The organism is Acinetobacter lactucae, assembly GCF_013344765.1.
GTDB classification, from domain to species: Bacteria; Pseudomonadota; Gammaproteobacteria; order Pseudomonadales; family Moraxellaceae; genus Acinetobacter; species Acinetobacter lactucae_A.
This window is the reverse complement of the sequence record NZ_JABVBF010000011.1, coordinates 13169-37807: the sequence shown is the minus strand read 5'-3', so window position 1 is coordinate 37807 and position 24639 is coordinate 13169. Positions and strand designations below refer to the sequence as shown.

The window sequence follows — 24639 nt, the reverse complement described above, 5'->3', positions numbered from 1 at the left end:
TATTTAAACACTATCAAGTTTTAATAGCTGATGGTGGTCAACTGTTCTGTAGATTGAATCGAACCTTCTGTAAATTCACACAGCCCTTGTTCATCACAAGATAAATTTAGTTGCTTGTAGCTAATCGCAAAAGAGTCAGAATATTTTTTGACTACAAACGGGTTCATATCCGACGTTAAAGGCTCTTCATTCTTGAACAATTTAATGATCTTACGATCATTCATCGCTAACAAATAAATTTCATTATTTAATTTAATATGCACCACACCAGTGTGTTCAGCCACAATTGGAACCAAATAAGATTTACTTACCAGCAGAGTATCTAGCGTATAGCTTTCAAACTTTGAATTGATGAGGTTGAATACCAAAATTGAACCAAAGCTGGTCTGCAAGCCTTCGTTATAATTTGCAGCTTCTTGAATTCGCTGTACTTTAATACCCAACTTTTGAAAGTCTAGCTCAGTTGCTTGCTTAGTCTTTATCAGGCTACGTGTAATAGCTTGTTTAAGTGGGTTATCAAAATAACGTTCATCGAGCTGAAAATCATTTTGACGCAATATTTTTAATAACATTTCGTCATGATGGGTAAGAACATGCGCAAGTACATTGCGGAAATAAAATTTACTTTGCTTTTTGACCTTACGAACCTGCTGATAAAAATAGATTTCATCAAAGTCATGTTCAATAAAATCATGTAATAAACTTGAACTTGCCAATACAGACAACGCTTCATGACCAGTAAATGGCAAATGAATTGTATGTAAGTTTGGTAGCAGCTCTTTTATTTTTAGATAATGTTCACGGTCAGTTGAAAAATAAGGGTCATAAACAATGACGTATTCACGTGCTGAATCGATATCTTGAGACTGAATCTGCATGTCTTTATTTGCTATTGCATCAAAAAACTCAGCATAGCGTCGATCTTCAACCTGCTCAGGATCAATTGAATATTGAGGCACAAATGCAATCACACGATTCATATTCAATAAATTAGAATATTTAATTGCCGCATAGCCACCCATTGAACCGCCATAACCCACAATATTTTTAAAGCCTTCTAAAATAGGCGAAATCGCTTTTGCCAGCGCAATCATGCTCGCTTGAGGAAACCATGATTTTTGTTTTGGCATTACCCCAATAACATTATATTGGTATTTAATTAGGGACTTTTCAGCATTGATAGATAAGCCACTCGCTCGGGTAATCAAATCGCCAAAAGAGAGAACCAATGTATTAGAATTGCCTGGTAAAAAAATGGCTCTAATGTGTTCGTCTTCAAAAATAATTTGCTTATCCATGCTCACACCGAAAGAAAATTTACTCCCACATACAACGTCAAAAATGAAACAAAATAGGTGTTTTGCCAATTTATGATTGCGGAGTATCTTATTTTATAGATGCCAGTCAGATTAAAAAGCGCAAAATATGACACAATCCTTACATCCTGCCGCTCAAAAAGGCTTCAGTTCAGCTGCTGAACTATATCAGCAAGTTAGACCCAATTATCCCGCAGAAATAGTAAGTTGGCTGCAAAATTACCTACAAATACAGGAAAAATCTACTGTTATTGATCTTGGATCGGGTACTGGCAAATTCTTACCCTACTTAAAACAAACACATGCAGATGTTATTGCAGTTGAGCCAATTGGCGAGATGTTACAGCAGCTTCAACAAGTTTATCCTGATATCAAAACATTACAGGCTTTTAGCCATTCAATTCCTGTAGCAGACCGTAAAATTGATGCCATTATTTGTGCACAATCTTTTCACTGGTTTGACAACCTCGATACCCTAACAGAAATGCATAGAGTATTAAAACCAGAAGGACATTTAGGGCTCGTTTGGAATCAACGAGACGAACGTACAGATTGGGTCAAGGCTTTAGCTGACTTCCTACTCCCACTTGAAGGTGACACACCTCGTTATCATAGTGAAAAGTGGAAACGCGTATTTGAACAACAAGATTTATTCGTATTTGATAGCCTACAAACATTCACACAGTCACAACACGGTTCTGTCGAACAAGTCGTGAGTAAACGTTTACTCTCTACGAGTTTTATTGCCGCAATGACTGAGAAAGATCAGCTACAGCTCAAAGCACAGTTCGAAAAAATTGTTTATGATTTTACGGGATTGGGTCCTCAAGATCAGATTGATTTTCCATATGTCACATATGCATATCACTTTCAGAAAAGTACGTTACCCGTTAAATAATTAGTGAATAGGTTTGGTTGAAAGTTATGAAGAAGAAAACACCTCAAATCATATTAATGTCTTTGCTTTGCTCTAGCCTATTTCTTACTGCCTGTAAAAAAGCGGATGAGCCTGCTAAGATGGAGCAACCTTCTGCCACCTCGTCTACCGATCAGGTGTTAGAAAAACTGAATGAAAGACCTGTTAAGACATTCCCAGCCACTACTGATGATGCACACGATATTGCGTTATTAGAAGATTATGACCGTCGCTTTACAGAAATGAGTGACGAGATGGAAAGCGAATTAGCGAAAATGCATGAAGCTGGAACCCTGACTACAGAATTTGAGCAACAGCGTACTCTTGATAATGTGCGCTCTGCTCTGACCATGTTAAAAGATTTAGATTTAAAAACTGAGCAAGGCCGGTACATTCAGGGTTTACTTTATCAATATTGGGAAAACCAAGAAAAACACTTGAGTGATAAGCAAGCCAATAAAGATGAACAGATCAATGATCTTGCCGACTATTTACAAGCGCAAAATCAATTAAAATATTGGAAAGCATCGCAACAGAAATAAGCAATATAGTGCTTATAAAAAAGCCTTCATATTTATGAAGGCTTTTTAAATTATATATTTTGCTTTTCAACCCAATGAATAGATTGCACACGAAATAGCTCACAAGCACCATCACCTGTATCAGTTGGTGTAAGCGACGATTTCCAGACTAAATTTTTGTCTTTAATCTCGACAAGGTCACCTTTTAGATAAACTAAATCACCACGTTTAACTTGTTTAATCTGCTGAGCAATCTCAGGATTTGCAGGAATGATGTGCATGTTAGACACCATTTGCATTGCTTGCTCTGCTGGAACAGGTAATTTAGGAATTTTCCAGTTTAAATAACGGTCATATTGTTTCACTGAAATATGACGTGCGATTTCAGGCTGGGCAAACAATCCCCAACTTACTGCATAGTCGATAGGAGAAAATTTAGCTTGTTCATCATTTTGATAAACTTTTGAACCCAGGATTCTGAAATTTCCTTGAAAAGGCTGTAATACAGAAATAGATTGATCTTTTTCTATCGGGCTCAAACCATTGGCAATATTATATTCACTTGAGGTCGATGCAAATGTTGAACTCATGCCAATCACGGCGAGTAAGCCCATCATCAAACTTTGTTTTTTCATCGTGTTACACCTCAAATATTGCTCAATCAAAGTCAATAGATCTTCAATTAATAGTAGCTTTAAGCGATGAAAAAAATATCGGAATTTAGTAACAATACAGATCAATTTCGTCTATTTTTGTGCTGAATTAAACAGCTCGTTAATCTTCAAAATCTATTCTCAAAGTCTCAAATCGAACATTACCTTGTTGTACAGCTTGGGCAATTGCCTGTTGGCCTTTAGTCAGTCTAGCCCCACCGCTTTTTACATCAAGTAGAATAATATTGATGTCCTCTGCCGTACCATCGCCATCCCGAAAATCGGTATATCCATCAAAAATAATATAGTCCACCGGATCACCCATGAATTTTGCATCACTTGGTAAATACTGAAATTCAGGCAAAACAGGAGCAAATTGTTCTGCCATCTTTCCTTTCAACACTGCACGGCTTGTATTTACACTTCTCTTTTGCGCTTGAGTAAGGGCTTGTTGATGCTCTAGTTCAAGTTCAGCAATATATTGCTCATATTCAGCCCGAATTCGACCATTACGAGTATTTGATAAAATAAGAGTCGTGAGAATAATCCCAATACCAGCACCAATAAGCATGGCAAGCCATACAGACATAAATTTTCCTTAGCAAACACAAATCATCATGACAGATCTGCAATCATATCTAAAAGAACAAAACAACTTAAACTTTTGTCAAATGTGGTCATCTACTTCTAACAAAAAGATGCTAAGGTATAAAACATAAACAAATGTGCTGCTGAAAATAATTGGATTTATGAAAACGATACTTATTGCAAATCAAAAGGGCGGATGCGGAAAAACCATGACGGCCATTACGTTGGCAACGGCATTGGCACAAAAAGGATATAAAGTAGCATTAGCAGATTCGGACAATCAAAAATCGGCTTTACAGTGGTTAAAACAGCGCCCTAATACAGTCACAACAATTCAAAGCCTAGACTGGCGTCATGAAAAATCAATTGGTGATGCTCCAAAAAATCTGGACTATTTAATTATTGATGCGCCTGGTGCTCTTTCAGGTGAGCACGCTGAACAGCTCATAAGTGAAGCTCATGCCATTATTACCCCACTTCAGCCTTCATTTTTTGATATAGACAGTACTCGTCGATTTTTGAAGCATTTACAAGATATTAAACGCATTCGTAAAGGTAAAGTTCAGATTTTACTTCTTGCTAATCGCGTAAAACCGAACAGTGCGAGCTCAAAAGATATTCAACAGTTTTTTGAAAAAATTGAACAAGAACCTGTGGCATGGATTTCTGAACGCACTGCATATGGCAGTTTGGCAATGCAGGGCTTAAGTATTTTTGATAAACCACAAAAAAACTTTATTACCATTCAAAATCAATGGCAACCGGTTCTAAACAGGTTAATTGAAGATAAAGCTGAATGGTTTTAAAGGAGTTTTTGCCTCTAAAACCAGATGTATAAGGTTCTTTATATTAGAGCCTTAAAATTTGCCTCAGGTTATTTTTCAGTTAATATGACTTTATTCTATGTAGAAAATTAGAGAAATATTGTTCGTGCATCCATACGCTCCTAATTTACAGCGCGTTTTATTGTTTGGGCTGTTTTTTATTTTAATTTTTTTAGGATTTAATATCCTGAAATACTTTATTGTTCCTGTACTTTGGGCTGCCATCATTGCTTATATGACTTGGCCTATTTATTTAAGAATTCAGCGTTTTTTTGGAGAAACCCGTAATACTTTAAATGCAACACTCATGATTAGTCTGGTCATTTTGGTTGTTGGTATCCCTTTTACATGTGCTATTTTCATTTTACAGCATGAAGGACGCAACTTATATTTTGACTTACAACGTCAGGTTTTTTCTGGTCATTTAAGCGTTCCGGATTTTATACGTAATCTTCCTTTTGTCGGTAAAGAAATTTCTCGTACACTCAATGAGTTAAATAACGATCCTAATAGTACGATTCAAAATATTGCTGCTTGGGTACAAAGCCATTTAAGTTATGGCCGTGTATTGCTCGGTGAAATTAGTAAAAATATTGTCAAACTTGGCTTTGCCGTATTTAGCCTATTTTTCTTCTATCGTGATGGTCAGCTCATTTTATCTCAGGTGAGCAAAGCTTTAGAAATGATCATTGGCCCTCGGATTCATCATTATCTTGATACGATTTCCGAAACAACTCGTGCAGTCGTTTATGGTGTGGGTTTAACTGCTATTGCTCAAGCTGTTTTAGCTGGATTAAGTTACTTCGTAGCAGGTGTACCAAACCCTATGGTCCTCACCATTGCTACTTTCTTATTGGCTTTAATTCCGTTTGGTACCCCAATCTCCTATTTAGGCGTGGGCTTATGGTTATTCTCACAAGGACAAACCATGGAAGCGATTGGTGTCGTTGTATGGGGTGTACTGATTGTAAGTAGCTCAGATAATGTCATCCGCCCACTGGTTATTTCTGGCGCCACCAAAATCCCATTCTTACTAATTATGTTTGGTGTGTTGGGTGGTATTGCGAGTTTTGGCTTGGTAGGTCTATTTATTGGACCAGTAATATTGGCTATTTTATTAGCAATTTGGCGCGAGTGGTTGCATGAAACGATTGAGCCTGAACCTATGCCTAAAACGACTATGATTTATGATTCTGAAAGTGAATCTTCTAGCGATAAAGAATGACGTATTTATTTAATTTAAAAATGTTTCTAGATACAAATTAACCATTTAAATTAACTTGTAGGTTAGACATTCGTTTGTTTGAATCAAACAATCTCATATAGATTTATAAGGACATCCAATCATGAAGATGTTTAATAAAATTAGCGCAGTCTGTGCGCTTACAGTTTTTTTTGCAGTCGGCTGTAGTTCGGTCTCAAAAACTGTATCCGACACGGCTCACGCATTAACGACTATACATACAAAAAAAGTGGTCGATGTAAATGAAGTAACCGCTAATGGTATTGGCAAAAAAATAGGTACCATTAGCTTTCAAGATAGTGATAAAGGTTTAATTATTACCCCTGCTCTTGCTGACTTACCAAGTGGTACACGCGGCTTCCATATTCATGAAAATGCCTCTTGTGAACCAGCTGTAAAAGATGGAAAACCTGGCGCTGCTTTAGCTGCTGGTAGTCACTATAACCCGAACCAAGCACCTCATCACGGTACGCCAACAACTGGCCATTTAGGTGATCTACCTGTTTTAGTTGTCGATAATACGGGTGTTGCGACTACTGCCGTGATCGCACCTCGATTAAAACTTGCTGATATTCAAGGTCGAGCTATTATGATCCATGCTGGTGGCGACAATTACTCAGACTCACCTCAACCTCTTGGCGGTGGCGGAGCACGAATTGCGTGTGGTGTGATTAAATAATTGATGTATTTTTTAAATTGTGGGTATCTAAAAAGATATCCACAATTCTGTTAATTTATTGATCGTTACAACTTGATTTAAGTCTAATAAAATCTTAAAAAATGACTGACTTTTGTAGATAAAAAGAATAATATTTTTGAAGTAATAAAAATTTAAAGTTACATACTGCTTTCTCACGTATTCTCTAATTTAGAACAAAAGCCGTGAATTATCTGACCCAAATATTTAATAGCTTTAAGACAAACTCCATTTTAATTTATTGCCTGCAAATCTTGATTGTACTCACAGGCACAACTTTAGGTTTGCTTTGGCTGGGCTATAATCAACTTATTGTTCCTGTAACTTTAGGCGCAATTGCAGCAGCCTTAACAGACTTTGATGATCGCTTAAGCATTCGGTTACGTAACTTAATTTATGTATGCCTGCTCTTTTTTACAGTCAGTAGTATTCTTGGCTTTTTAGCTCCTTACAAAATTTTCTTTATTTTATATCTCTCTATCTCAAGCGCTTTTTTTATTTTACTAGGTGCCTTAGGGCAACGTTATGCCACGATTTCTTTTGGTACTATTTTGCTCTCTATTTATAGTATGTTCGGTTTAGGCGAATATGCACATTGGTATCAACAGCCTACTTATTTTGTTTATGGCGCTCTCTGGTACGGTTTAACTTCTATTTTATTCTTTATTATTAAACCTACACTTCCCTTACAAGACAAACTATCACAAATCTTTCAAGAAATTTCTGCTCTACTGCAAGCGAAAGCACGTTTGTTTGATCCGGACAATAAAGAGAATGTTGAACAGCTTTTATATGAACTGTCCTTACAAAACACACAAGTTGCCCAAAGCCTCAATCAAATACGCAGTTCGCTACTTACTCGGCTCAAAGCTTCCAGAGTCAGTAATAAAAGTATTTATTGGCTAAACCTGTATTTTTTTGCACGGGACATTCACGAGCAAGCCACTTCAAATTATTTACATTACGAACATATTCAACAGAATTTTAGCCGTAGTGATCTTATTTTCCGTTTCCAAAAAAATCTACGCCTACAAGCACAAGCTTGTCAGGAATTAGCCCAATGTATTTTATATAACCAACCATATCAGCCTTCGCAAGAAAGTCAGAAAGTACTAGGACATTTGGAAAGTTCTTTAAAAGATTGGATACAACAGCATCCACAAAATTTTGAAGTTAAAAATTTAAAACTTATTTTTGATAATTTAAAAGGAATGCATGAACAGTTCGAACAACTGCAATATGCCCAACCTGTTCCTGAAAATAGCACTCAAACAAGACAACAACACTTAAATTTACTTGATGACGATATTCAAGGATTTTCAGATCTGATCTTAAAACTTCGGCAACAACTTACGCCACAGTCAGCGCTGTTTAGGCATGCCATACGAATTGCTGTGGTTTTTGCAGCAGGTTATGCAATTTCATTATTACCGTTTGCGCAGCATGGTTACTGGATTTTACTCACCAGTTTGTTTGTTTGTCAGATTACTTATTTTGCGACTAAAAGCCGTCTTAAACTAAGAACGATTGGTACCTTACTCGGTGTTTTATTAGGAATACCTATTTTATATTTTGTACCGAGTATTGAAGGTCAGCTCATCATTACAATTATTTGTGGAGTCTGCTTTTTTTACTTACGTCAAAAGAAATATGCTTTAGCTACGCTCATGGCCACCCTCATGGTGCTATTAATTTTCAACTTAAAAGGAGCTGGCTACAGTATTATTTTGCCTCGACTGATAGATACCTTATTAGGCTGCTTTATTGCATGGCTTGCCGTAAACTTTATTTGGCCCGACTGGAACTTTCGAAACATCCCCAATAATATTAATAAAAGCAGCAAAGCGACCTTAGATTATTTCAATGTGATTGTTGAGCAATATCAATATGGCAAAAATCAGGATATAGAGTACCGCCGAATTCGTCGTGCTGCGCATAACGCTCAGATTGAGCTATCCAACATGATTTCGAGCCTAAGTGCTGAGCCCAACCCGAACCCTCAACTCATCCATTATGCTTTTCGTTATTTGGTTTATAGCCACAGCCAACTGAGTTATGTGGCAGCGTTAGGAAGTCAACGACAGAAAATTAATGATCAACAGGTATTACAACTCTTACTGGATTGTCAGCAAATTCTTAAACAGAGCTTATTTGATCCGGCTTATATTGACTTTAATTTCCTTGAGCAGACTTTAGCGCAGATTCAAAGCCTAACTACTCATGAGCATTTTTCAGAGAACTATACGCTTGTGTTAAAACAAATTAGCTTATTATTAGAAACCTTGCCTGAATTATTAACCCTTAAAGGCAAACTTTTAGAACAAGAGATTAAGTAGAATAAAAAAATACCGGAATATCAATTCCGGTATTTTTTTATTTAATTGTTGCCTTGTTGCAGTCTTTCTTGCATTTCCTGCTTCAAAGCACTTCGCGGGTGGCTAAACCAAAGAGCAATAAAGGTAAATGCAGACAATGCAAAAGCCCATAAATGGAATTGTGTATAGAGATAACGTACAAGTTCAATCATTACAAAGAAGCTCATCATCAGTAACATTGAAACTGCTGCTGCAACTGTTCCTTTTGATACCTCAGATGACATGAGTGCAAAACGATACAAGACCGAGAAACTAATTCCCTCACCAAAACAAATGAGTGTCATGCCTATAAGCAAACAAGGTATGAGATAGGTTTGCCACACCACACCTAATATTAAAATGAGTGTACCCAACAACATAATAGGTAAACCCATCATGACCGTTCTACCTAAAGCCAGACGATCAATAATTTTAATTAAAACGATATTGCCTACAATCAAACCCAAGAATACGGGGAATTGAGCTAAGCCATATTGCACACTGGTAAGCTTTAATTCATCTACTAAAATGATTGGAGATAAAGCAATCCATAGCATTAAAGGCATGCCAACTAACGGTAATGCAAGGCTTAAACCTAAAAAATGGCGGTTAGTGAACACCTTTTTAAAATCATCAAAAAGATAGCTAAAGGGTTGCTTAGTTACACTGACTTGCTGGCTTGGCATCTGTTTTTTCAACCCGATCCAACTGAGTAATGCCAATACAGCGATGGCGACAAAGCCCCAATGCCATGACACATAATCAATTAAGAAAGCGCCAAGTACAGGTCCTAGCAAGGGCGCAAGTAATGAGATATTTGCCATGAGTGCCATGACTTTAATCGCATCACGTTCAGCAAAGCTTTCTTGAATAGCCGCATAACCAACAGCTGAAATTACGGTTAAGCCAATTCCCTGCAAAAATCTTAAAGCTAGAAATTGCTCGATTTGCGTCGTAAGTAAAATTAAAAAACAGCATAGAGCAAAGAATAAAACTCCTGCTAATAGTACTTTTTTACGTCCGAGACGGTCCGACAAAGGTCCAAGTAACCATGCAACAGATGCACCACCTAATAAATAAAATGACATCGAAGATGGTGCCCAAGTTGCACTTACACCAAAGTCTTCAGTAATTGCCAACATGGCTGGCTGAATCAGGTCATTACCAATATAAACCGCAAATTCAAATAGCACTAAGGCCAAAGGAAACATCAACGTTGTACGGTTCAACGTTGCCGTTTGAATATTTTTCATGAGTTGTACACTTCAAAATAGCGGCCATATGTCTCTATGACTACCTATAAAATAAGATGTAGTCATGACGATGACATGTATGGTCAATCAATCTTTAGTTAAGTTGTTATATGCCGTGAGAGTGCATGTTTAGAGTGTGAAACACCGTATTCACAAGGTGTCTAAAACGAGAAAAAATATATGACGTGAGATTCGGTAATTTTTACCAATTGGCACAATTGCCGAGCGCAACAATAGCACTTTTTAAATTGATCAGCAATCATGCAATTTCAAGAAGCTTAAATTTCAGTTTTTTACACAAAAAGGCATGCAAATTATGGTTGTGCACAAACTCAAAGTTATCCACATATTCGATAAAAAATTAAGCATTAAGGACAAGGGTTAACTTGAAAGTCTGTGGTTTCCTCCCCTTTTGTACATTGATAGCTTTGCTTTTTATTCACAATTTTCCAGATTTGCTGATCTCGTTTTAATAAATATTCAGTACGTGTTTTCGACACCGCATCTGGACTAGGTTCTGTCTGCAAAATAGTAACTTGCGCATTGGAAGGATCATCTGCAGCATTCATTTGCTGTGAAATATCTAAATTGGTTGCATCATTTAAAAGATCTGGTTGATCAAGTAATACAGCCTGTATCGGACTATCAGCAAGTTGAGTTGAAGAATTTTGAGGCGGAGCACAAGCCGTTAATATGCTTAAGCTGAAAATAATCAACAAACAATTTTTTTTCATTATCCTACCCCTCTATTTACCCCAAATTAATGCTAAAGCTAATAGGCCACTTTTTCCTTTTGAGCTTTGTAAATAGTCATAAATTTATTGATATTAATTAGTTATATTAATTTAAAATAAAACCCCCAATAATTATTGATTTTTTATCAACAATATTTTTCCAATTCATGCATTTTTCTACAACAGTAAATTTCATAGAGTAGGCGTTAAATACAGGAATTTAATGAGAGCAACTCCCATGAGTAAGATTTTAGTGATTAATGGCGCTAAACAATTTGCCCATTCCAATGGTGAATTAAATGACACATTAACCACCCTCGCAACCACACATCTCACGGAACTCGGCCACGAAGTTCAAGTCACCCATGCAGATAGGGATTATGATGCTGAAAGTGAAGTTGAAAAATACTTATGGGCAGATGTTGTTATTTATCAAATGCCAGGCTGGTGGATGGGTGCACCTTGGACAGTCAAAAAGTATATTGATGATGTCTTTACCACGGGTCATGGTTCACTTTATGCAAGTGATGGTCGTAGTCGCTCTGATGCCTCAAAAAAATATGGTTCAGGTGGTTTAATTCATGACAAAAAATATATGCTATCACTCACTTGGAATGCACCAATGGAAGCATTTGACGATGCAGATCAGTTCTTCCACGGCATAGGGGTAGATGGCGTTTATTTACCATTTCATAAAGCCAATCAGTTCTTAGGCATGAGTTCGCTTCCAACATTTATTGTAAATGACGTGATTAAAATGCCTGACGTTAATCGTTATGTTGAAGAATATAAAGCACACTTAAATACTGTATTTGCAGCAGCCTAATAAGGAGAAATCCATGCTAACCATTATTGCGGAAATTCGTACTCAATCGGGTGGACAGCATCGTCAGAACGTATTGGATGCCTTTCAAAAAATCATTCCAACTGTTTTAGCAGAAGATGGTTGTCATGGTTATGAACCTTTAGTTGATCACATTTCAAATGCGAGCTTCCAGACTCAAGAACCTGACACAATTGTCATGCTAGAAAAATGGCAAAGTGTGGCTCATCTTGAAGCACATTTAGCTACCCCACATATGCAAGCACATCATGCAGCTGTTAAAAATGATGTTGTTGATGTCAAAATTAAAATTTTAGAAAGCGGCGTATAATTTAGGTCATTAAAAAAGACGATATATTTATCGTCTTTTTTATTTTTAAGAGCAAAGCTGCGTTTGAAAACCTCTAGAGCCTTTCCCTCTCGCGCATTGATAGCTCTTTTGCTTATTTTGCAATTGCCACTTTTCATCAAGCAGCTTAAATGAATATTCTGTTCGGATTGCAGAAACAGAATCATCCATTAAACCTGTTTGAATCACGGTAATACGGGAAACTGTTGGAGATTCTACTCGGTTAAATACTTGCTGAACTGAGGTATTATTGTGCTCTTTTACGATCTCCGGTTGAGCTTTAAGTACTTGTTGCATCGGAGTTTCCGAACCCACAAAAGGAATTAATTTACTGGTCGTCGCACACCCAGTGAAAAGTCCAGCACAAAGCGCTGAAATTAAAAATAAACGTTGCATTCTTATCACCAAAAATAAAAGCCATAGCTTTATGATGCTATGGCTTTGTCGGTTACTCTGTAGAAACTATGTAGTTCTACAAAATAGATCTAATTTAAAGATCAAATAACTTGCCTGGGTTCATCAAACCTTTCGGATCAAATACTTTCTTTAAAGCTTTCATATATTCAATTTCTTCAGGCGAACGTGAATATTCCAAATATGGCTTTTTCGTCATACCGACACCATGTTCGGCAGAGATTGAACCGTCGTATTTTTTCACGGTATCAAACACATATTTATTCACAACCTGACACTTCGCAAAGAACTCATCTTTGGTTAAGTTTTCAGGTTTTAAAATATTTAAGTGTAAATTACCGTCACCGATATGACCAAACCAGCAAATTTCAAAATCAGGATAGTTATCTTGAACAATTGCATCAATCTCACGAATAAACGCAGGCACGTGAGTAATTAATACTGAAATATCATTTTTGTATGGAATAAACGGCGCGATTGATTCAGAAATATCTTCACGTAAACGCCATAAGCTTTCTACTTGATCAAGGCTCTGGCTCATTACGCCATCAAGTACCCAACCCTGCTCCATACAATGCTCGAAAATTTCCATTGCTTTATCGAGAATCGGCTCATATGGAGCTTCAAACTCAAGTAATACATAGAACGGGCATTGAGTTTCAAATGGGCGTTGTACATGTCCATGATCTAAAACTTTTTGCATTGCAAGTTCACCAAAGAACTCAAATGCAGTTAAATCGATATCTTTTTGGAACGCATGTAATACAGGCATTACTGCATCAAAATCAGGAACACCTAAAACTAAAACTTGTAAGTTTTGTGGTTGACGCTCAAGTTTAATTTCAGCTTCGGTGACTAAACCTAATGTGCCCTCACCACCAATAAACAAATGCTGTAATGCATAACCGGTTGCATTTTTAACCATGCCTTTATTTAAACGTAGAATATCGCCTTTACCAGTCACTACGGTTAAACCAAGCACCCAGTTACGTGTCATGCCATATTTAATAACTTTAATCCCACCGGCATTTGTTCCGATATTACCGCCAATCTGGCTAGAACCTGCTGACGCAAAGTCCACTGGATAATACATACCTTGTTCTTCTGCATAATTCTGCAATTGCTCAGTCACAACACCAGCTTGTACACGAACCATACGATCTGCTGGGAAGAACTCAAGAATCTGGTTCATTTTGTCCATGCTAATGACAATTTCACCATTGGTTGCTACCGCACCGGCAGAGAGACCAGTACGACCACCTGACGGTGTAATCGCAACATTAAACTGATTCGCAAGCTTTACCACTGCCTGAACTTGTTCAGTCGTTGACGGAAAAACGATGACCGATGGGTTCGGATTAAAATGCTTGGTATGATCTTTACCCCAGTTTTCGAGACTATCAGCATCGGTTTTAATACGGTTTTCACCTACGATTGCTGTTAATTGGGTGAGTAACTCAGGTGTTAAAGCGACTGGAGCATTCATCGTTTGCAGACCTAGCAAGAAGTAAACTGTGGTGGGACTATGACCTCATATTTCTCAAGGTTTTCACCTGAGCAAAGCCATAATGTTCAAGGAACTCCTATATTCTACATGTATCCGCGCATGCGATAAAGTTCAGAATAGAGATACTGTCACTACAAAACATGTTTAACCTAAATAAATACTTCCGATTGGGCTTTCAGAAAAAAATCACATTTAACTAACTTACAAAGCATATTTGGAAATGCTCGACAAGCCCATAAACAGAAGTAATTAGACATAGATAAAATTGCCATAAGGCGATGGTATAAACGAAATATCTATAGCGCTGCCCAGTATGTTATTATACCGCCACCAAATTTGGCCTTTGTAGCGGAGCCGTAATGAGCCAACATCTTTCACTACCTAAAGATAAAATCCGTTTCCTTTTGTTAGAAGGCGTTCATCAAAACGCAGTCGATACTCTAAACGCTGCGGGTTACACCAATATTGACTATCGTAAAACTGCTCTTGAAGGCGAAGCGCTTAAAGAAGCAATTAAAGAAGCTCACTTTATTGGTATTCGTTCGCGTACCCAATTGACTGAAGAAGTTTTCGAAGCTGCAAATAAATTGATCGCTGTAGGTTGTTTCTGTATCGGAACAAACCAAGTTGATCTTAAAGCAGCGATGGCACGTGGTATTCCTGTATTCAACGCACCGTATTCAAATACGCGTTCGGTTGCAGAGCTTGTACTTGCTGAAACAATTCTTCTTCTTCGCCGTGTTCCTGAAAAATCAGCGGCTTGTCATCGTGGTGGTTGGGACAAGTCTGCTGTCGGTTCTTTTGAAACTCGTGGCAAAACTTTAGGTATTGTGGGTTACGGTTCCATCGGTTCTCAACTTTCAGTTCTTGCTGAAAGCCTGGGTATGCATGTCATCTATTATGATGCAGTAACTAAATTACCGATGGGTAATGCTCGCCAAGTTGGTTCTTTAGATGAGCTTTTAGCAACTGCAGATGTTGTAACGTTACATGTGCCAGATGTTCCATCTACACGCAACTTCTTCACTAAAGAACAATTTGCGAAAATGAAAGAAGGCGCGATTTTCTTAAATGCTGCACGTGGTACATGTGTAGTGATTGAAGATCTAGCTGATGCAATCAAATCTGGTCATATTGCTGGTGCAGCGGTTGACGTATTCCCGAAAGAGCCAAAAGCAAATGGTGAAGAATTCCAGTCTCCACTTCGCGGCTTAGACAACGTGATTTTAACTCCTCACGTTGGCGGTTCAACTATGGAAGCGCAAGCAAACATCGGTTTAGAAGTTGCAGAGAAATTTGTTGCTTACTCTGACAAAGGTATGACACTTTCTGCGGTTAACTTCCCAGAAATCGCATTGCCATTGACAGCTGGTCAACACCGTTTATTGCACATCCACAAAAACGTACCGGGTGTATTGTCTAAAATCAACAACTTGTTTGCTGAACAAGGCATCAACATTTCTGGTCAGTCACTTATGACTAAAGGTGACATCGGTTACCTCGTAATGGATGTTGACGCTTCTGCTTCTCAAGAAGCTTTAGATATGTTGCATGAAGTTGAAGGTACAATTCGCGTGCGCGTATTGTTCTAATACAGACTGTAAATTCAAAAGCCACAGCATTGTCTGTGGCTTTTTTATGGGTATTTACATTATCATGTGAAAAGTATACCAATTGATCAAATAATAAAATGTCCATTTCAAGCCAGAAAACTCAGCTACACGCTTTGGGCTTTCTTATTCTTGCCATGTTAAGCGTTCAAAGTAGCGCATCCTTGGCTAAAGTCCTATTTCAAAACTTTCCAGTACTTACTGTTTCTGCAATGCGATTATGTATTGGAGCATGTATTCTGGCTTTAATTTTTAAAATCTGGCGCATTAATTTTAGTCAGGTTCGATGGAAAGCAATTTTAAGCTATGGCTGTGCGCTTGCTGGCATGAATGCACTTTTTTATCTATCCATTGAACGACTACCGATTGGGATCGCAGTTGCTTTTGAATTTATCGGTCCTTTAAGTGTGGCGCTCTACCACGCACGTCAAAAATATGATTTTGTTTGGGTGAGTTTTGCGATTATTGGATTAATTTTATTATTTCCTTTTAATCAAGCTCATAGCTTGGATTGGATCGGAGTATTATTTGCCATTAGTGCAGGCGCGTGTTGGGCACTTTATATTATTGCTGGGCAAAAACCTTCTGGTATTTCAGGCAATCACACGGTGTGCTTGGGAATGAGTGTGGGCGCATGCATCCTATTACCTATTACTTTTTTCTCAGGCTCAATAGGGCAAGTTATCGAACTCCCCTATCTTTTTTATTTTATTGGTTTGGCAATTTTAGCCAGCGCATTACCCTTTTCTTTAGAAATGCTAGCCCTACGTAATTTAACACCCTTAAGTTTCGGAACATTGATGAGTCTGGAGCCTGCAGTTGCTGCACTTTCTGGTTTTATCTTTTTAGGTGAATATTTGTTATGGAATCAATGGCTGGCACTTGCAACAATTATTGCAGCTTCGGTCGGTTGTACCATAACCACCCAAAAAGCACGTCAGGAACGTGAAAAAACAGTAAGTTAAAACGACTAAAACCACGAGATAAAACATGGCATTCGCTATAATTAACCTTTGTTAGTTTTAAATAATATTAGATGAGGCCCTAGGGTATTTCCATGCAGAATCTTCCCATTATTGCTGTGCTATATATGATTCTGTCGATGGTCTCATATCAAATCAGCGCTTCATTTGCTAAACAGCTCATCGCTATCTTAGACCCTCTTACCGTTACAGTTTTGAGGCTGAGTTTTGCAACGGTTATTGTCGCCATTATGTTCCGCTCATGGAAAATCTGGTCACGCTTACCCTATTTAAAATGGCGTGATTTATTGATGTACTCTGCATCTTTGGGTCTCATGAATATTTTATTCTATACGTCGCTTGGCAAGTTACCTCAAGGGATTGCTGTGGGCTTAGAATTTATTGGTCCATTAGGTCTAGCTCTACTTTCTATTAAACAAAAGAGCGACTACATTTGGGTGGCATTTGCGATGTTAGGTATTGCACTGATGGTGCCTTGGCAAGACCCAACGCAGCATCACTTTTCCTATGTGGGTGCTGCCTGCGCGCTAGGTGCTGGATTTTGCTGGGCCTTCTATATTTATTTTGGTCAGAAAGTTGTGACCCAAAATATAGGAATGCATGCTTTAACCATTGGAATTGGATTATCTGCCTTGACCTTACTACCGATTAGCATCTGGCATAATGCTCCTGCATTACTTGAAACACAGTACTGGGGTAAAGCATTACTTATTGCTGTTTTAGCGACTGCAATTCCATATGCACTTGATTTAATGGCACTCAAACAACTTACTAAATTAACTTACGGCACCCTAACGAGTTTAGCACCAGCATTGGCAGCATTAACGGGTTTCTTATTACTTCACGAAGAAATCAGCATGCTGCAATGGGTAGCTTTAGGTTGTGTAATGCTGGCATCAATTGGTGTGACTTTAAGAAGTACTAAAAAAGCTGCGTAGGTTTAATCTACTGCTGCTTTTTATACTTTTTATATTCCTTTAAATATTTATTACCCAGCGTTTCTTTTTCGCTGTCTTTAAGAATTTTTCCGGCTTGCTGGAAAAATTTATGTTCTTCTTCTTTTAAATGATGATGGACTTTTTCACTCAACTGTTTGGCAGTTGCTAACCAGCTCGGGCTACTCATATCGGTTTTTTCAAGTTGTTCGACCAACTCATCCATTTCATGATGTTCAGACAAAGCATGTCTTGTAATATCTAGCCCCACATCATCAAACATTAAAGGAATATAGAGATAACGGTCTTCGGCAACTGAGTGAGCATATAATTCATTTTTTAATGCATCAAATAATTCTTTTCTTTCTTCAGTTAAACCATGTGTCTGAACAAGTTGTTCAGAAAGGTTACGTTGATTTTCATGGCTTTCTCTTAATGCTTCGAAAATATTCATTCTCTTCCTCATTTTTAGCTAAAAAATCTTTTTTATTTCAAGGTTTATCATACGTTGAAATGTATGTGTTTTACGTAGCTTAAAATGAGACTATTTTTTACACAGTTCTCTTTCTAGTAAACTTCTGTAATTATTTTTATATTTATAATGTTAAATGCTCATATAAAAAGTATGAACTTCACCTTCAGATCAGTTCATACTTTTCGAAATATTTAACCTGTTACAAACAGTTGATAGCCCAAACGACAAATTAAAACACTGACTAAAATTAAGAAGATAATCCGAACAAAGCCACTACCATATTTTAATGCAGTTCTCACACCCACAATTGAACCCAACACATTCGCAACCGCCATCATCAAACCAATATGCAAAATAGCGTGACCAGTTGGAATGAAAAAACTCAATGCAGCCAAGTTGGTCATAAAATTACCAATTTTTGACAAGGCTGAAGCATGTAAAAAGTCGACTTGTAAAAAACGGATAAAGAAGAAAATAAAGAAACTACCCGTGCCCGGCCCGAAAATACCGTCGTAAAAACCAATCGCTAAACTACCAATACCAGCCAATACTAACATTTTGTTAGTAATTTTTTGCTCAGTATGAACTTGACCGAAGTTCTTTTTAACTAGGGTATAGATAGCTATTACAATCAACATTACGAACACAAAAGGACGCAATACCGATTGAGGAATAAGGGATAAACAAGCAGCGCCAGCAAATGAGCTAATCAATGCACAAATAGCAATGACTGCCAAGAGTTTCCATTGCAGCTTCACCCTTTTTGCAAAAGTATAAGCGGCTGATGCGGTCCCAAAAATTGAAGATAATTTATTTGTACCAATCACCGTTGCAGTCTGCATGGTTGGAAAAGTACTCATGATCCCGGGAATCTGGATGAGTCCACCGCCGCCTACAGCTGCATCAATCGCTCCCGCAGTAAAAGCAAAAAAGATCAAACTCAGGATAACATCCCATTCCATACCCATGCTCTATACTCTACATCTACTACAAATTTAAGATACGCTTAGGTACCAACCGTTTTTTTTCGGTAATCTCAGCTAAGCCAAGACAGCGCTCACCCGAAAACACCAAAACTTCTGCTTCTGCAGAATGCTCAATATTGCTTTCTAAACCGTTGCAAAAATATTTTTCACGCCCTTCAGGCACCTGAATTTTTAGGAAATGGTCAATCGGAGCATAAACAGCAAGTAGTAAAGCTTCTCTTTGCTCTTCGGTTAAGCTTTCCAGATATTCAATGGTATAACTCGGTATAAGCTCAAAATGTCCTGTTTGAGTCCGGTTCAGCATCGTTAAATGCCCGCCACAACCAAGTGCTTCACCAATATCTTCACCGAGTACACGGATGTATGTTCCTTTAGAACAAGTGACATCCAAAGTGATACTATTTTCGGTAAATTCAATGAGCTCTAAAGCATAAATTGTGACTGGGCGCGCTTCACGCTCAATCTCAATACCTTTTCGTGCAAGTTCATATAAAGGTCTGCCTTCTTTTTTCAAAGCCGAATACATGGGCGGAACTTGTTGAATATCACCTCTAAATTTCTCTAAGGTCTGTTCAATAAGCTCTTGGCTAAGCACAGGAATAGGACGCTCTTGTAAAATATCCCCTTCCACATCACCTGTTGTAGTAGTCTGTCCCAATCGAACAGTGGTTTGATAGCGCTTTGTTGAGTCCAGCAAATAATGTGAGAACTTGGTAGCTTCTCCCAAACAAATCGGGAGCAAACCTGTCGCCAAGGGGTCTAACGCTCCAGTATGGCCTGCTTTTTGGGCGCGATATAACCAACGCACTTTTTGCAAAGCCGCATTTGAACTTAAGCCTAATGGTTTATTTAATAGAAATACACCACTGATATGGCGACGAGAAATTTTTTGATTTTTTGTCGTCATTTTTACTGGAACACAAAGCTAGAAAAAAGTGCCGACATGTTAGCAAATTCGGCAAGATATTTTCACAATATTTAGGTGCCTTTTCACTTATTTTATGGCACATTAATGATCGAGTAAAAAAACAACAAATTAAAACTTAAGGAAGATATCTTTATGCAAGGGATGCAGAAGAAGGTATTGTGGTGCGTGCTCGGATTTTTTATCTTGGGCCTCATTGCATGTGTATATTGGCTAAGCCCAGAATCAAAAAATACATCGACTCAACTAAATCAGAACGAAGCTAAAAGCTTAGCATCTATTCCACCTATAAATCATTCATCGCTAAATGCAGATGCTTACCATAGTAAAAGTCAGCAAGATACCCAAGTTAACTGTCAGTTAAAAATTGATAGTTCCCAACATTTGGTCGTTAATAGTCAAACACGTGACTGCTTTGAATATTTTATTACCCAATATGGAGAAAATGATTTAGAACAAATCAAAAATCACTTTGGGAAATTTATTCAAGGACAATATTTAGAGCCAGCTCGTTCACAGATTATGGATTTATGGGCCCGTTACTTAAAATATCGTGAACAACTTGCTCAAATCCAAACACCTTCGTCAAAACAACAAGATAAAAATTATTTTCAAAAGATTTTTAATTCAATTCAAGATCTAAGAAAACGTTTCTTTTCAACTTCTGAAATTGAAGGGCTTTTCTCAACTGAAGATATTTATCAGAACTATACGCTAGATCGTATGCAAATACTTGAGGACTCTTCTTTAAGCGAAATTGAAAAGGCTCAAAAACTCAAAGAACGCTTTGAACAACTACCAGAAGACTGGCAACAAAATCTACAAGAGCTCTCTAAACTTGATGATTTACATACACTGACCAAAAAAATTAAAGCACGCAATGGTTCAGCAGAAGAACTTAGACAAATGCGTACGGCACTCGTTGGAGCTGAGGCAACTCAAAGACTAGAAAGATTAGATACACAACGTAGTGCTTGGCAGCAAAGGGTCACAAGTTACCTCGATGGTCGAGATGAAATTATTAAAAGTAACATGAGCGATAGTGCCAAAAACCAAGCGATTCAGCAGTTACGCCAACAACAATTTAACTCATCACAAGAACAATTAAGACTTCGAACTTTTGAAACGGTCCATGATCAGGGAGGTGAACTACCATTTAATTATTAAGCCTTTCCTTTTAGGGACTGGCTAAAAATTCACTAGCAGTAAGAAGCTGCTTTTCATACAAAATAAAAATAGTGAGTAAAAAATGAAAAGGAAGTTAATGTTTTTTTGCGCTGCGATGCTCTCAGGACTGAGTATTTCAGCGGCTCATGCCACAAATGCTGAACAAGTTAAAAACTCGTTCGTTTATTCATCTTACGCACAAACCAAATATCCAATGGTTTTTAACCATGGTATGGCAGGTTTTAACCGAGTTGGAACAGATACCCTTGGTCTCGATTACTGGTACCAGATCCTTCCGGACCTTGCTCGTAATGGAGGAAATGTCTGGGCCACAAGAGTATCACCATTTAACTCGACAGAAGTACGTGGAGAACAACTTGCCCAGCAAGTAGAAGAGATCATTGCGATTACTGGCAAACCTAAAGTTAACTTAATCGGTCATAGCCATGGGGGACCAACAATTCGCTATGTAGCCGGTATCATGCCAGAAAAAATTGCCTCACTCACCACGATTGGTGCACCTCATAAGGGTTCACCAATGGCAGATGTCATTCTGAATGTTGAGGGTACTCCTCTTTCAGGCATAGCAACGTTAGTAAACTGGTTCTCAGCAGCAATTACTTGGGCTGGAGGCTTAGATCCAACAAGCTATCCACACGACTCTTTGGCAGGCGCTCATAGCTTATCAACTCAAGGTTCAGCTCAATTTAATGCTCAATTTCCTATGGGTGTACCAACAACTTCTTGTGGTGAAGGGACATATCAAGAAAAAGGTATTTATATGTATTCTTTCTCAGGCAATAAAGCGCTGACCAATCCATTAGACCCATTTGATATTGCGCTTACCGGCAGTAGCTTAGTGATCAATCCATTCGGTGATAATGATGGACTTGTTTCCCGATGCAGTGCCAAATTTGGTAAAACAATTCGTGATGATTACAACTGGAATCATTTAGATGAAGTGAATCAAATACTTGGGATACGTTCTATTTTTGCTTCCGATCCTGTCTCGGTTTACCGTCAACATGCAAATCGTTTGAAACTTCAAGGACTATAGTCTTTAAACAAAAAATGCGCCAAAAGGCGCATTTTTTTACTCGCTATAAGCTTACGCTTTACGAGCTGGTAATTTTTCACGAATACGTGCAGCTTTACCAGACAAGTCACGAAGGTAGTAAAGTTTAGCACGACGAACGTCACCACGACGTTTCACTTCGATTTTAGCAACAACTGGTGAATGAGTTTGGAATACACGCTCAACACCAACACCGCTAGAAATTTTACGTACTGTGAACGCAGAGTTCAAACCACGGTTTTTCTTAGCGATTACAACACCTTCAAATGCTTGAAGACGTTCACGATCACCCTCTTTTACTTTTACTTGAACGATGACAGTGTCACCAGGAGCAAAAGCAGGGATATCAGATTTTAACTGTGCATTTTCAACAGCTTGAACTAAAGGATGTTTACCACTCATTGTGGGAATCTCCAATATGTGCGGAGTCAGAAGAGGTCTGAGGTTCCGCTGGGGATAGAGGCTAAAGCGCATATCAACCCGTTTATCTTTCCCTTTACGACATATGTCTATAAAGAGCCTTTAAATATACATAAAACTATTCATTAAATAGAATTATGCTTTAACTCGAAGCACTGCTTCTCGTCTGGTTGCAGAACTTTCGTTCTTGAGAATAACGATTAAGAATTACCGCCATTCTCTTGCGTATCTTTTAGCCATTTTTTTTGCTGCTTAGTTAACTCTACTTTTTCGACCAACTCCGGTCGGCGCTCTAGAGTTCGTTGATATCGCTGCAAAAAACGCCATTTTTCAATATTGCCATGATGTCCAGATTTTAATACCTCTGGCACATCTAGCCCTTCAAAATGGTCAGGCTTTGTATATTGTGGACAATCTAAAAGACCGTCAACAAAAGAATCTTGTACTGCTGATTGTTCATCTGACATTACATTCGGCAAACGGCGAATAATACTGTCAAGTAACACCATAGCGGGCAGTTCACCGCCAGATAAAACATAATCACCAATTGACCATTCCTGATCAACATAATGCTGGATCAAACGTTCATCTACCCCCTCATAACGTCCACACAGTACAATTAAGCCGTCATAATCAACAAACTGCTGTACTGCCTGTTCATTTAAGGTTTTGCCTTGTGGGGACATATACACCACAGGAACATGAGAATGTCCTGCTTGTGAGGCAAGCTGTTTAGCATGTGCAATTGCTTTCGCCAAAGGCTCGGCCATCATCACCATACCGGGGCCACCACCAAATGGACGTTCATCCACTCTTTTATAGTTTCCCTCAGCAAAATCACGAGGATTAATACAAGTGACTTGTACAATATCTCGTTTTGCCGCACGTCCGCTGATGCCGTAGGCTGTAATCGCCTCAAACATTTCAGGAAAAAGCGTAATGACTGCAAAAAACATTACAGACTCCTCTATTTTCCTGCTGTATTAACCCTAAAAGGATTAATAATCTACGCCCCAATTAACGTAAATACGACCAGCTTCAAGATCAACACGTTGTACTACATCTTTATGCCAAGGAATCATGCGCTCTTCTGAATCAATGCTATCTGGGGTAGCATGTACCACCATCACATCATTGGCTCCAGTTTCAAACAACTCATGAATTTTTCCTAAGTTTACTTCCTGTTCTTCTTCATCAAGACCTAACACGGTTAAGCCCTTTAAATCTGACCAGTAGTATTCATCTACATCTGCTTTTGGCAGTTGAGACTTAGCAATCCAGATATTAGCGCCAACCAAGCTTTCCGCCCCAGTGCGATCACTCACACCTTTCAACGCAACAACTAGGCCTTTGCCATGGGGTTTCCAACGTTTTACATCTATTGTTTGCCAACCTGCCTTGGTCTCAATGTACCAAGGCAGGTAGTCAAACATGTTGCTCATAGGTTCCGTATTTGAATACACCCAGAGCCACCCATTCAATCCATAAGCTGAACGTAACTGTCCAATCTGAATACGATCTTCGGGAACATTCTGTGTTGATGTCATGGGCTACCTACTACAAAAATTATGCAGTAGCTTTTTTAGCTTGAGCAGCTAAAGAAGCAACACGTTCAGAAGGTTGAGCACCTTGAGAAACCCAGTGAGCAAAACGGTCTGCATCTAAACGAAGTTTTTCTGCTTGACCTTGTGCAGTCGGGTTAAAGAAACCGATACGCTCGATGAAACGACCATCACGTGCATTGCGGCTGTCAGTCACAACGATTTGATAGAATGGACGTTTTTTTGCGCCGCCACGTGCTAAACGAATAACAACCATGATAAAAGCCTTATAATTCTTACGGATTATCCCTGCGCCGACCATCGGCAACA

The 24639-nt window shown here is 38.3% G+C and carries 27 protein-coding genes; 13 read left to right on the top strand and 14 right to left on the bottom strand.

Annotated features, from left to right (window positions below; all coding sequences use genetic code 11):
• Positions 1–20: 20 nt before the first annotated feature.
• Entirely contained in the window at positions 21–1298 is a 1278-nt protein-coding gene (locus HUN22_RS02670) for a hypothetical protein (RefSeq protein ID WP_174726404.1), read from the bottom strand.
• A 127-nt stretch (positions 1299–1425) separates the two neighbouring features.
• On the opposite strand from HUN22_RS02670, the gene HUN22_RS02665 reads away from it, so the two are divergent.
• Positions 1426–2214: a class I SAM-dependent methyltransferase gene (locus HUN22_RS02665; protein WP_174726403.1), complete on the top strand. Its 789-nt coding sequence runs from the start codon at positions 1426–1428 to the stop codon at positions 2212–2214.
• 26 nt (positions 2215–2240) lie between these two features.
• Positions 2241–2774, top strand: a complete 534-nt coding sequence (locus tag HUN22_RS02660; protein ID WP_174726402.1) for a hypothetical protein — start codon at positions 2241–2243, stop codon at positions 2772–2774.
• Positions 2775–2824: 50 nt separating this feature from the next.
• On the opposite strand, the gene HUN22_RS02655 is transcribed toward HUN22_RS02660, so the two are convergent.
• Both HUN22_RS02655 and HUN22_RS02650 read right to left on the bottom strand, forming a co-directional pair.
• A complete protein-coding gene (locus HUN22_RS02655; protein WP_174726401.1) occupies positions 2825–3388 on the bottom strand; it encodes a hypothetical protein in 564 nt (187 codons plus the stop codon).
• Positions 3389–3527: 139 nt separating this feature from the next.
• Positions 3528–3995, bottom strand: a complete 468-nt coding sequence (locus HUN22_RS02650) for a Holliday junction resolvase-like protein (protein ID WP_174726400.1) — start codon at positions 3993–3995, stop codon at positions 3528–3530.
• 160 nt (positions 3996–4155) lie between these two features.
• On the opposite strand from HUN22_RS02650, the gene HUN22_RS02645 reads away from it, so the two are divergent.
• The 4 genes from HUN22_RS02645 (at position 4156) to yccS (ending at position 9094) form a co-directional block, all read left to right on the top strand.
• Complete coding sequence (locus tag HUN22_RS02645) at positions 4156–4800, top strand: ParA family protein (RefSeq protein WP_174726399.1); 645 nt, start codon at positions 4156–4158, stop codon at positions 4798–4800.
• Positions 4801–4924: 124 nt separating this feature from the next.
• Positions 4925–6043 carry an AI-2E family transporter gene (locus HUN22_RS02640; RefSeq protein ID WP_174726398.1) on the top strand — a complete coding sequence of 373 codons (1119 nt, stop codon included), beginning with the start codon at positions 4925–4927 and terminating at the stop codon, positions 6041–6043.
• Between the two features lie 127 nt (positions 6044–6170).
• Positions 6171–6740: a superoxide dismutase family protein gene (gene sodC / locus HUN22_RS02635; RefSeq protein WP_174726406.1), complete on the top strand. Its 570-nt coding sequence runs from the start codon at positions 6171–6173 to the stop codon at positions 6738–6740.
• Between the two features lie 203 nt (positions 6741–6943).
• Complete coding sequence (gene yccS / locus HUN22_RS02630) at positions 6944–9094, top strand: YccS family putative transporter (protein ID WP_174726397.1); 2151 nt, start codon at positions 6944–6946, stop codon at positions 9092–9094.
• A gap of 41 nt (positions 9095–9135) precedes the next feature.
• On the opposite strand, the gene HUN22_RS02625 is transcribed toward yccS, so the two are convergent.
• Positions 9136–10365 carry an MFS transporter gene (locus HUN22_RS02625; protein ID WP_174726396.1) on the bottom strand — a complete coding sequence of 410 codons (1230 nt, stop codon included), beginning with the start codon at positions 10363–10365 and terminating at the stop codon, positions 9136–9138.
• Positions 10366–10733: 368 nt separating this feature from the next.
• A complete protein-coding gene (locus HUN22_RS02620) occupies positions 10734–11102 on the bottom strand; it encodes a hypothetical protein (RefSeq protein WP_079748554.1) in 369 nt (122 codons plus the stop codon).
• Between the two features lie 235 nt (positions 11103–11337).
• On the opposite strand from HUN22_RS02620, the gene HUN22_RS02615 reads away from it, so the two are divergent.
• Both HUN22_RS02615 and HUN22_RS02610 read left to right on the top strand, forming a co-directional pair.
• The gene (locus HUN22_RS02615; protein WP_174726395.1) at positions 11338–11925 is read left to right on the top strand and encodes an NAD(P)H-dependent oxidoreductase; all 588 of its coding nucleotides are present in this window, start codon (positions 11338–11340) and stop codon (positions 11923–11925) included.
• A 13-nt stretch (positions 11926–11938) separates the two neighbouring features.
• On the top strand, positions 11939–12253 hold the full coding sequence (locus tag HUN22_RS02610; protein WP_174726394.1) for a putative quinol monooxygenase: 315 nt from the start codon (positions 11939–11941) through the stop codon (positions 12251–12253).
• 45 nt (positions 12254–12298) lie between these two features.
• Here HUN22_RS02610 and HUN22_RS02605 read toward each other — a convergent pair whose 3' ends face one another.
• Complete coding sequence (locus tag HUN22_RS02605; protein WP_174726393.1) at positions 12299–12667, bottom strand: hypothetical protein; 369 nt, start codon at positions 12665–12667, stop codon at positions 12299–12301.
• Between the two features lie 94 nt (positions 12668–12761).
• A complete protein-coding gene (locus HUN22_RS02600; protein WP_174726392.1) occupies positions 12762–14171 on the bottom strand; it encodes an FAD-binding oxidoreductase in 1410 nt (469 codons plus the stop codon).
• 380 nt (positions 14172–14551) lie between these two features.
• Between HUN22_RS02600 and serA the strand changes: the two genes are divergently transcribed.
• The 3 genes from serA to HUN22_RS02585 all read left to right on the top strand — a co-directional run bounded on the left by serA (position 14552) and on the right by HUN22_RS02585 (position 17723).
• The gene (serA, locus tag HUN22_RS02595) at positions 14552–15784 is read left to right on the top strand and encodes a phosphoglycerate dehydrogenase (protein ID WP_174726391.1); all 1233 of its coding nucleotides are present in this window, start codon (positions 14552–14554) and stop codon (positions 15782–15784) included.
• Positions 15785–15882: 98 nt separating this feature from the next.
• Positions 15883–16767 carry an EamA family transporter gene (locus HUN22_RS02590; RefSeq protein ID WP_174726390.1) on the top strand — a complete coding sequence of 295 codons (885 nt, stop codon included), beginning with the start codon at positions 15883–15885 and terminating at the stop codon, positions 16765–16767.
• A 92-nt stretch (positions 16768–16859) separates the two neighbouring features.
• Positions 16860–17723, top strand: a complete 864-nt coding sequence (locus HUN22_RS02585) for an EamA family transporter (protein WP_174726389.1) — start codon at positions 16860–16862, stop codon at positions 17721–17723.
• 7 nt (positions 17724–17730) lie between these two features.
• On the opposite strand, the gene HUN22_RS02580 is transcribed toward HUN22_RS02585, so the two are convergent.
• The 3 genes from HUN22_RS02580 to truB all read right to left on the bottom strand — a co-directional run bounded on the left by HUN22_RS02580 (position 17731) and on the right by truB (position 20088).
• A complete protein-coding gene (locus HUN22_RS02580; protein WP_003653765.1) occupies positions 17731–18174 on the bottom strand; it encodes a hemerythrin domain-containing protein in 444 nt (147 codons plus the stop codon).
• Between the two features lie 212 nt (positions 18175–18386).
• Positions 18387–19163, bottom strand: coding sequence for a sulfite exporter TauE/SafE family protein (locus HUN22_RS02575; RefSeq protein ID WP_174726388.1), 777 nt, complete (start codon positions 19161–19163; stop codon positions 18387–18389).
• Between the two features lie 19 nt (positions 19164–19182).
• Positions 19183–20088 carry a tRNA pseudouridine(55) synthase TruB gene (gene truB / locus HUN22_RS02570; protein WP_174726387.1) on the bottom strand — a complete coding sequence of 302 codons (906 nt, stop codon included), beginning with the start codon at positions 20086–20088 and terminating at the stop codon, positions 19183–19185.
• Between the two features lie 153 nt (positions 20089–20241).
• Between truB and HUN22_RS02565 the strand changes: the two genes are divergently transcribed.
• Positions 20242–21273: a lipase secretion chaperone gene (locus tag HUN22_RS02565; RefSeq protein ID WP_174726386.1), complete on the top strand. Its 1032-nt coding sequence runs from the start codon at positions 20242–20244 to the stop codon at positions 21271–21273.
• A 115-nt stretch (positions 21274–21388) separates the two neighbouring features.
• Entirely contained in the window at positions 21389–22330 is a 942-nt protein-coding gene (locus HUN22_RS02560; protein ID WP_174726405.1) for a lipase family alpha/beta hydrolase, read from the top strand.
• A gap of 51 nt (positions 22331–22381) precedes the next feature.
• Here the strand turns inward: HUN22_RS02560 and rplS are convergent, their stop codons facing one another.
• From rplS to rpsP, 4 genes are all read right to left on the bottom strand, one after another.
• Positions 22382–22750 (bottom strand): 50S ribosomal protein L19, encoded by a 369-nt coding sequence (gene rplS / locus HUN22_RS02555; protein WP_002116654.1) that lies wholly within the window; start codon positions 22748–22750, stop codon positions 22382–22384.
• 218 nt (positions 22751–22968) lie between these two features.
• Positions 22969–23724: a tRNA (guanosine(37)-N1)-methyltransferase TrmD gene (trmD, locus tag HUN22_RS02550; RefSeq protein ID WP_174726385.1), complete on the bottom strand. Its 756-nt coding sequence runs from the start codon at positions 23722–23724 to the stop codon at positions 22969–22971.
• Positions 23725–23766: 42 nt separating this feature from the next.
• Complete coding sequence (gene rimM / locus HUN22_RS02545) at positions 23767–24315, bottom strand: ribosome maturation factor RimM (RefSeq protein WP_002116736.1); 549 nt, start codon at positions 24313–24315, stop codon at positions 23767–23769.
• Between the two features lie 19 nt (positions 24316–24334).
• Positions 24335–24586 (bottom strand): 30S ribosomal protein S16, encoded by a 252-nt coding sequence (rpsP, locus tag HUN22_RS02540; RefSeq protein ID WP_000260334.1) that lies wholly within the window; start codon positions 24584–24586, stop codon positions 24335–24337.
• Positions 24587–24639: the final 53 nt, after the last annotated feature.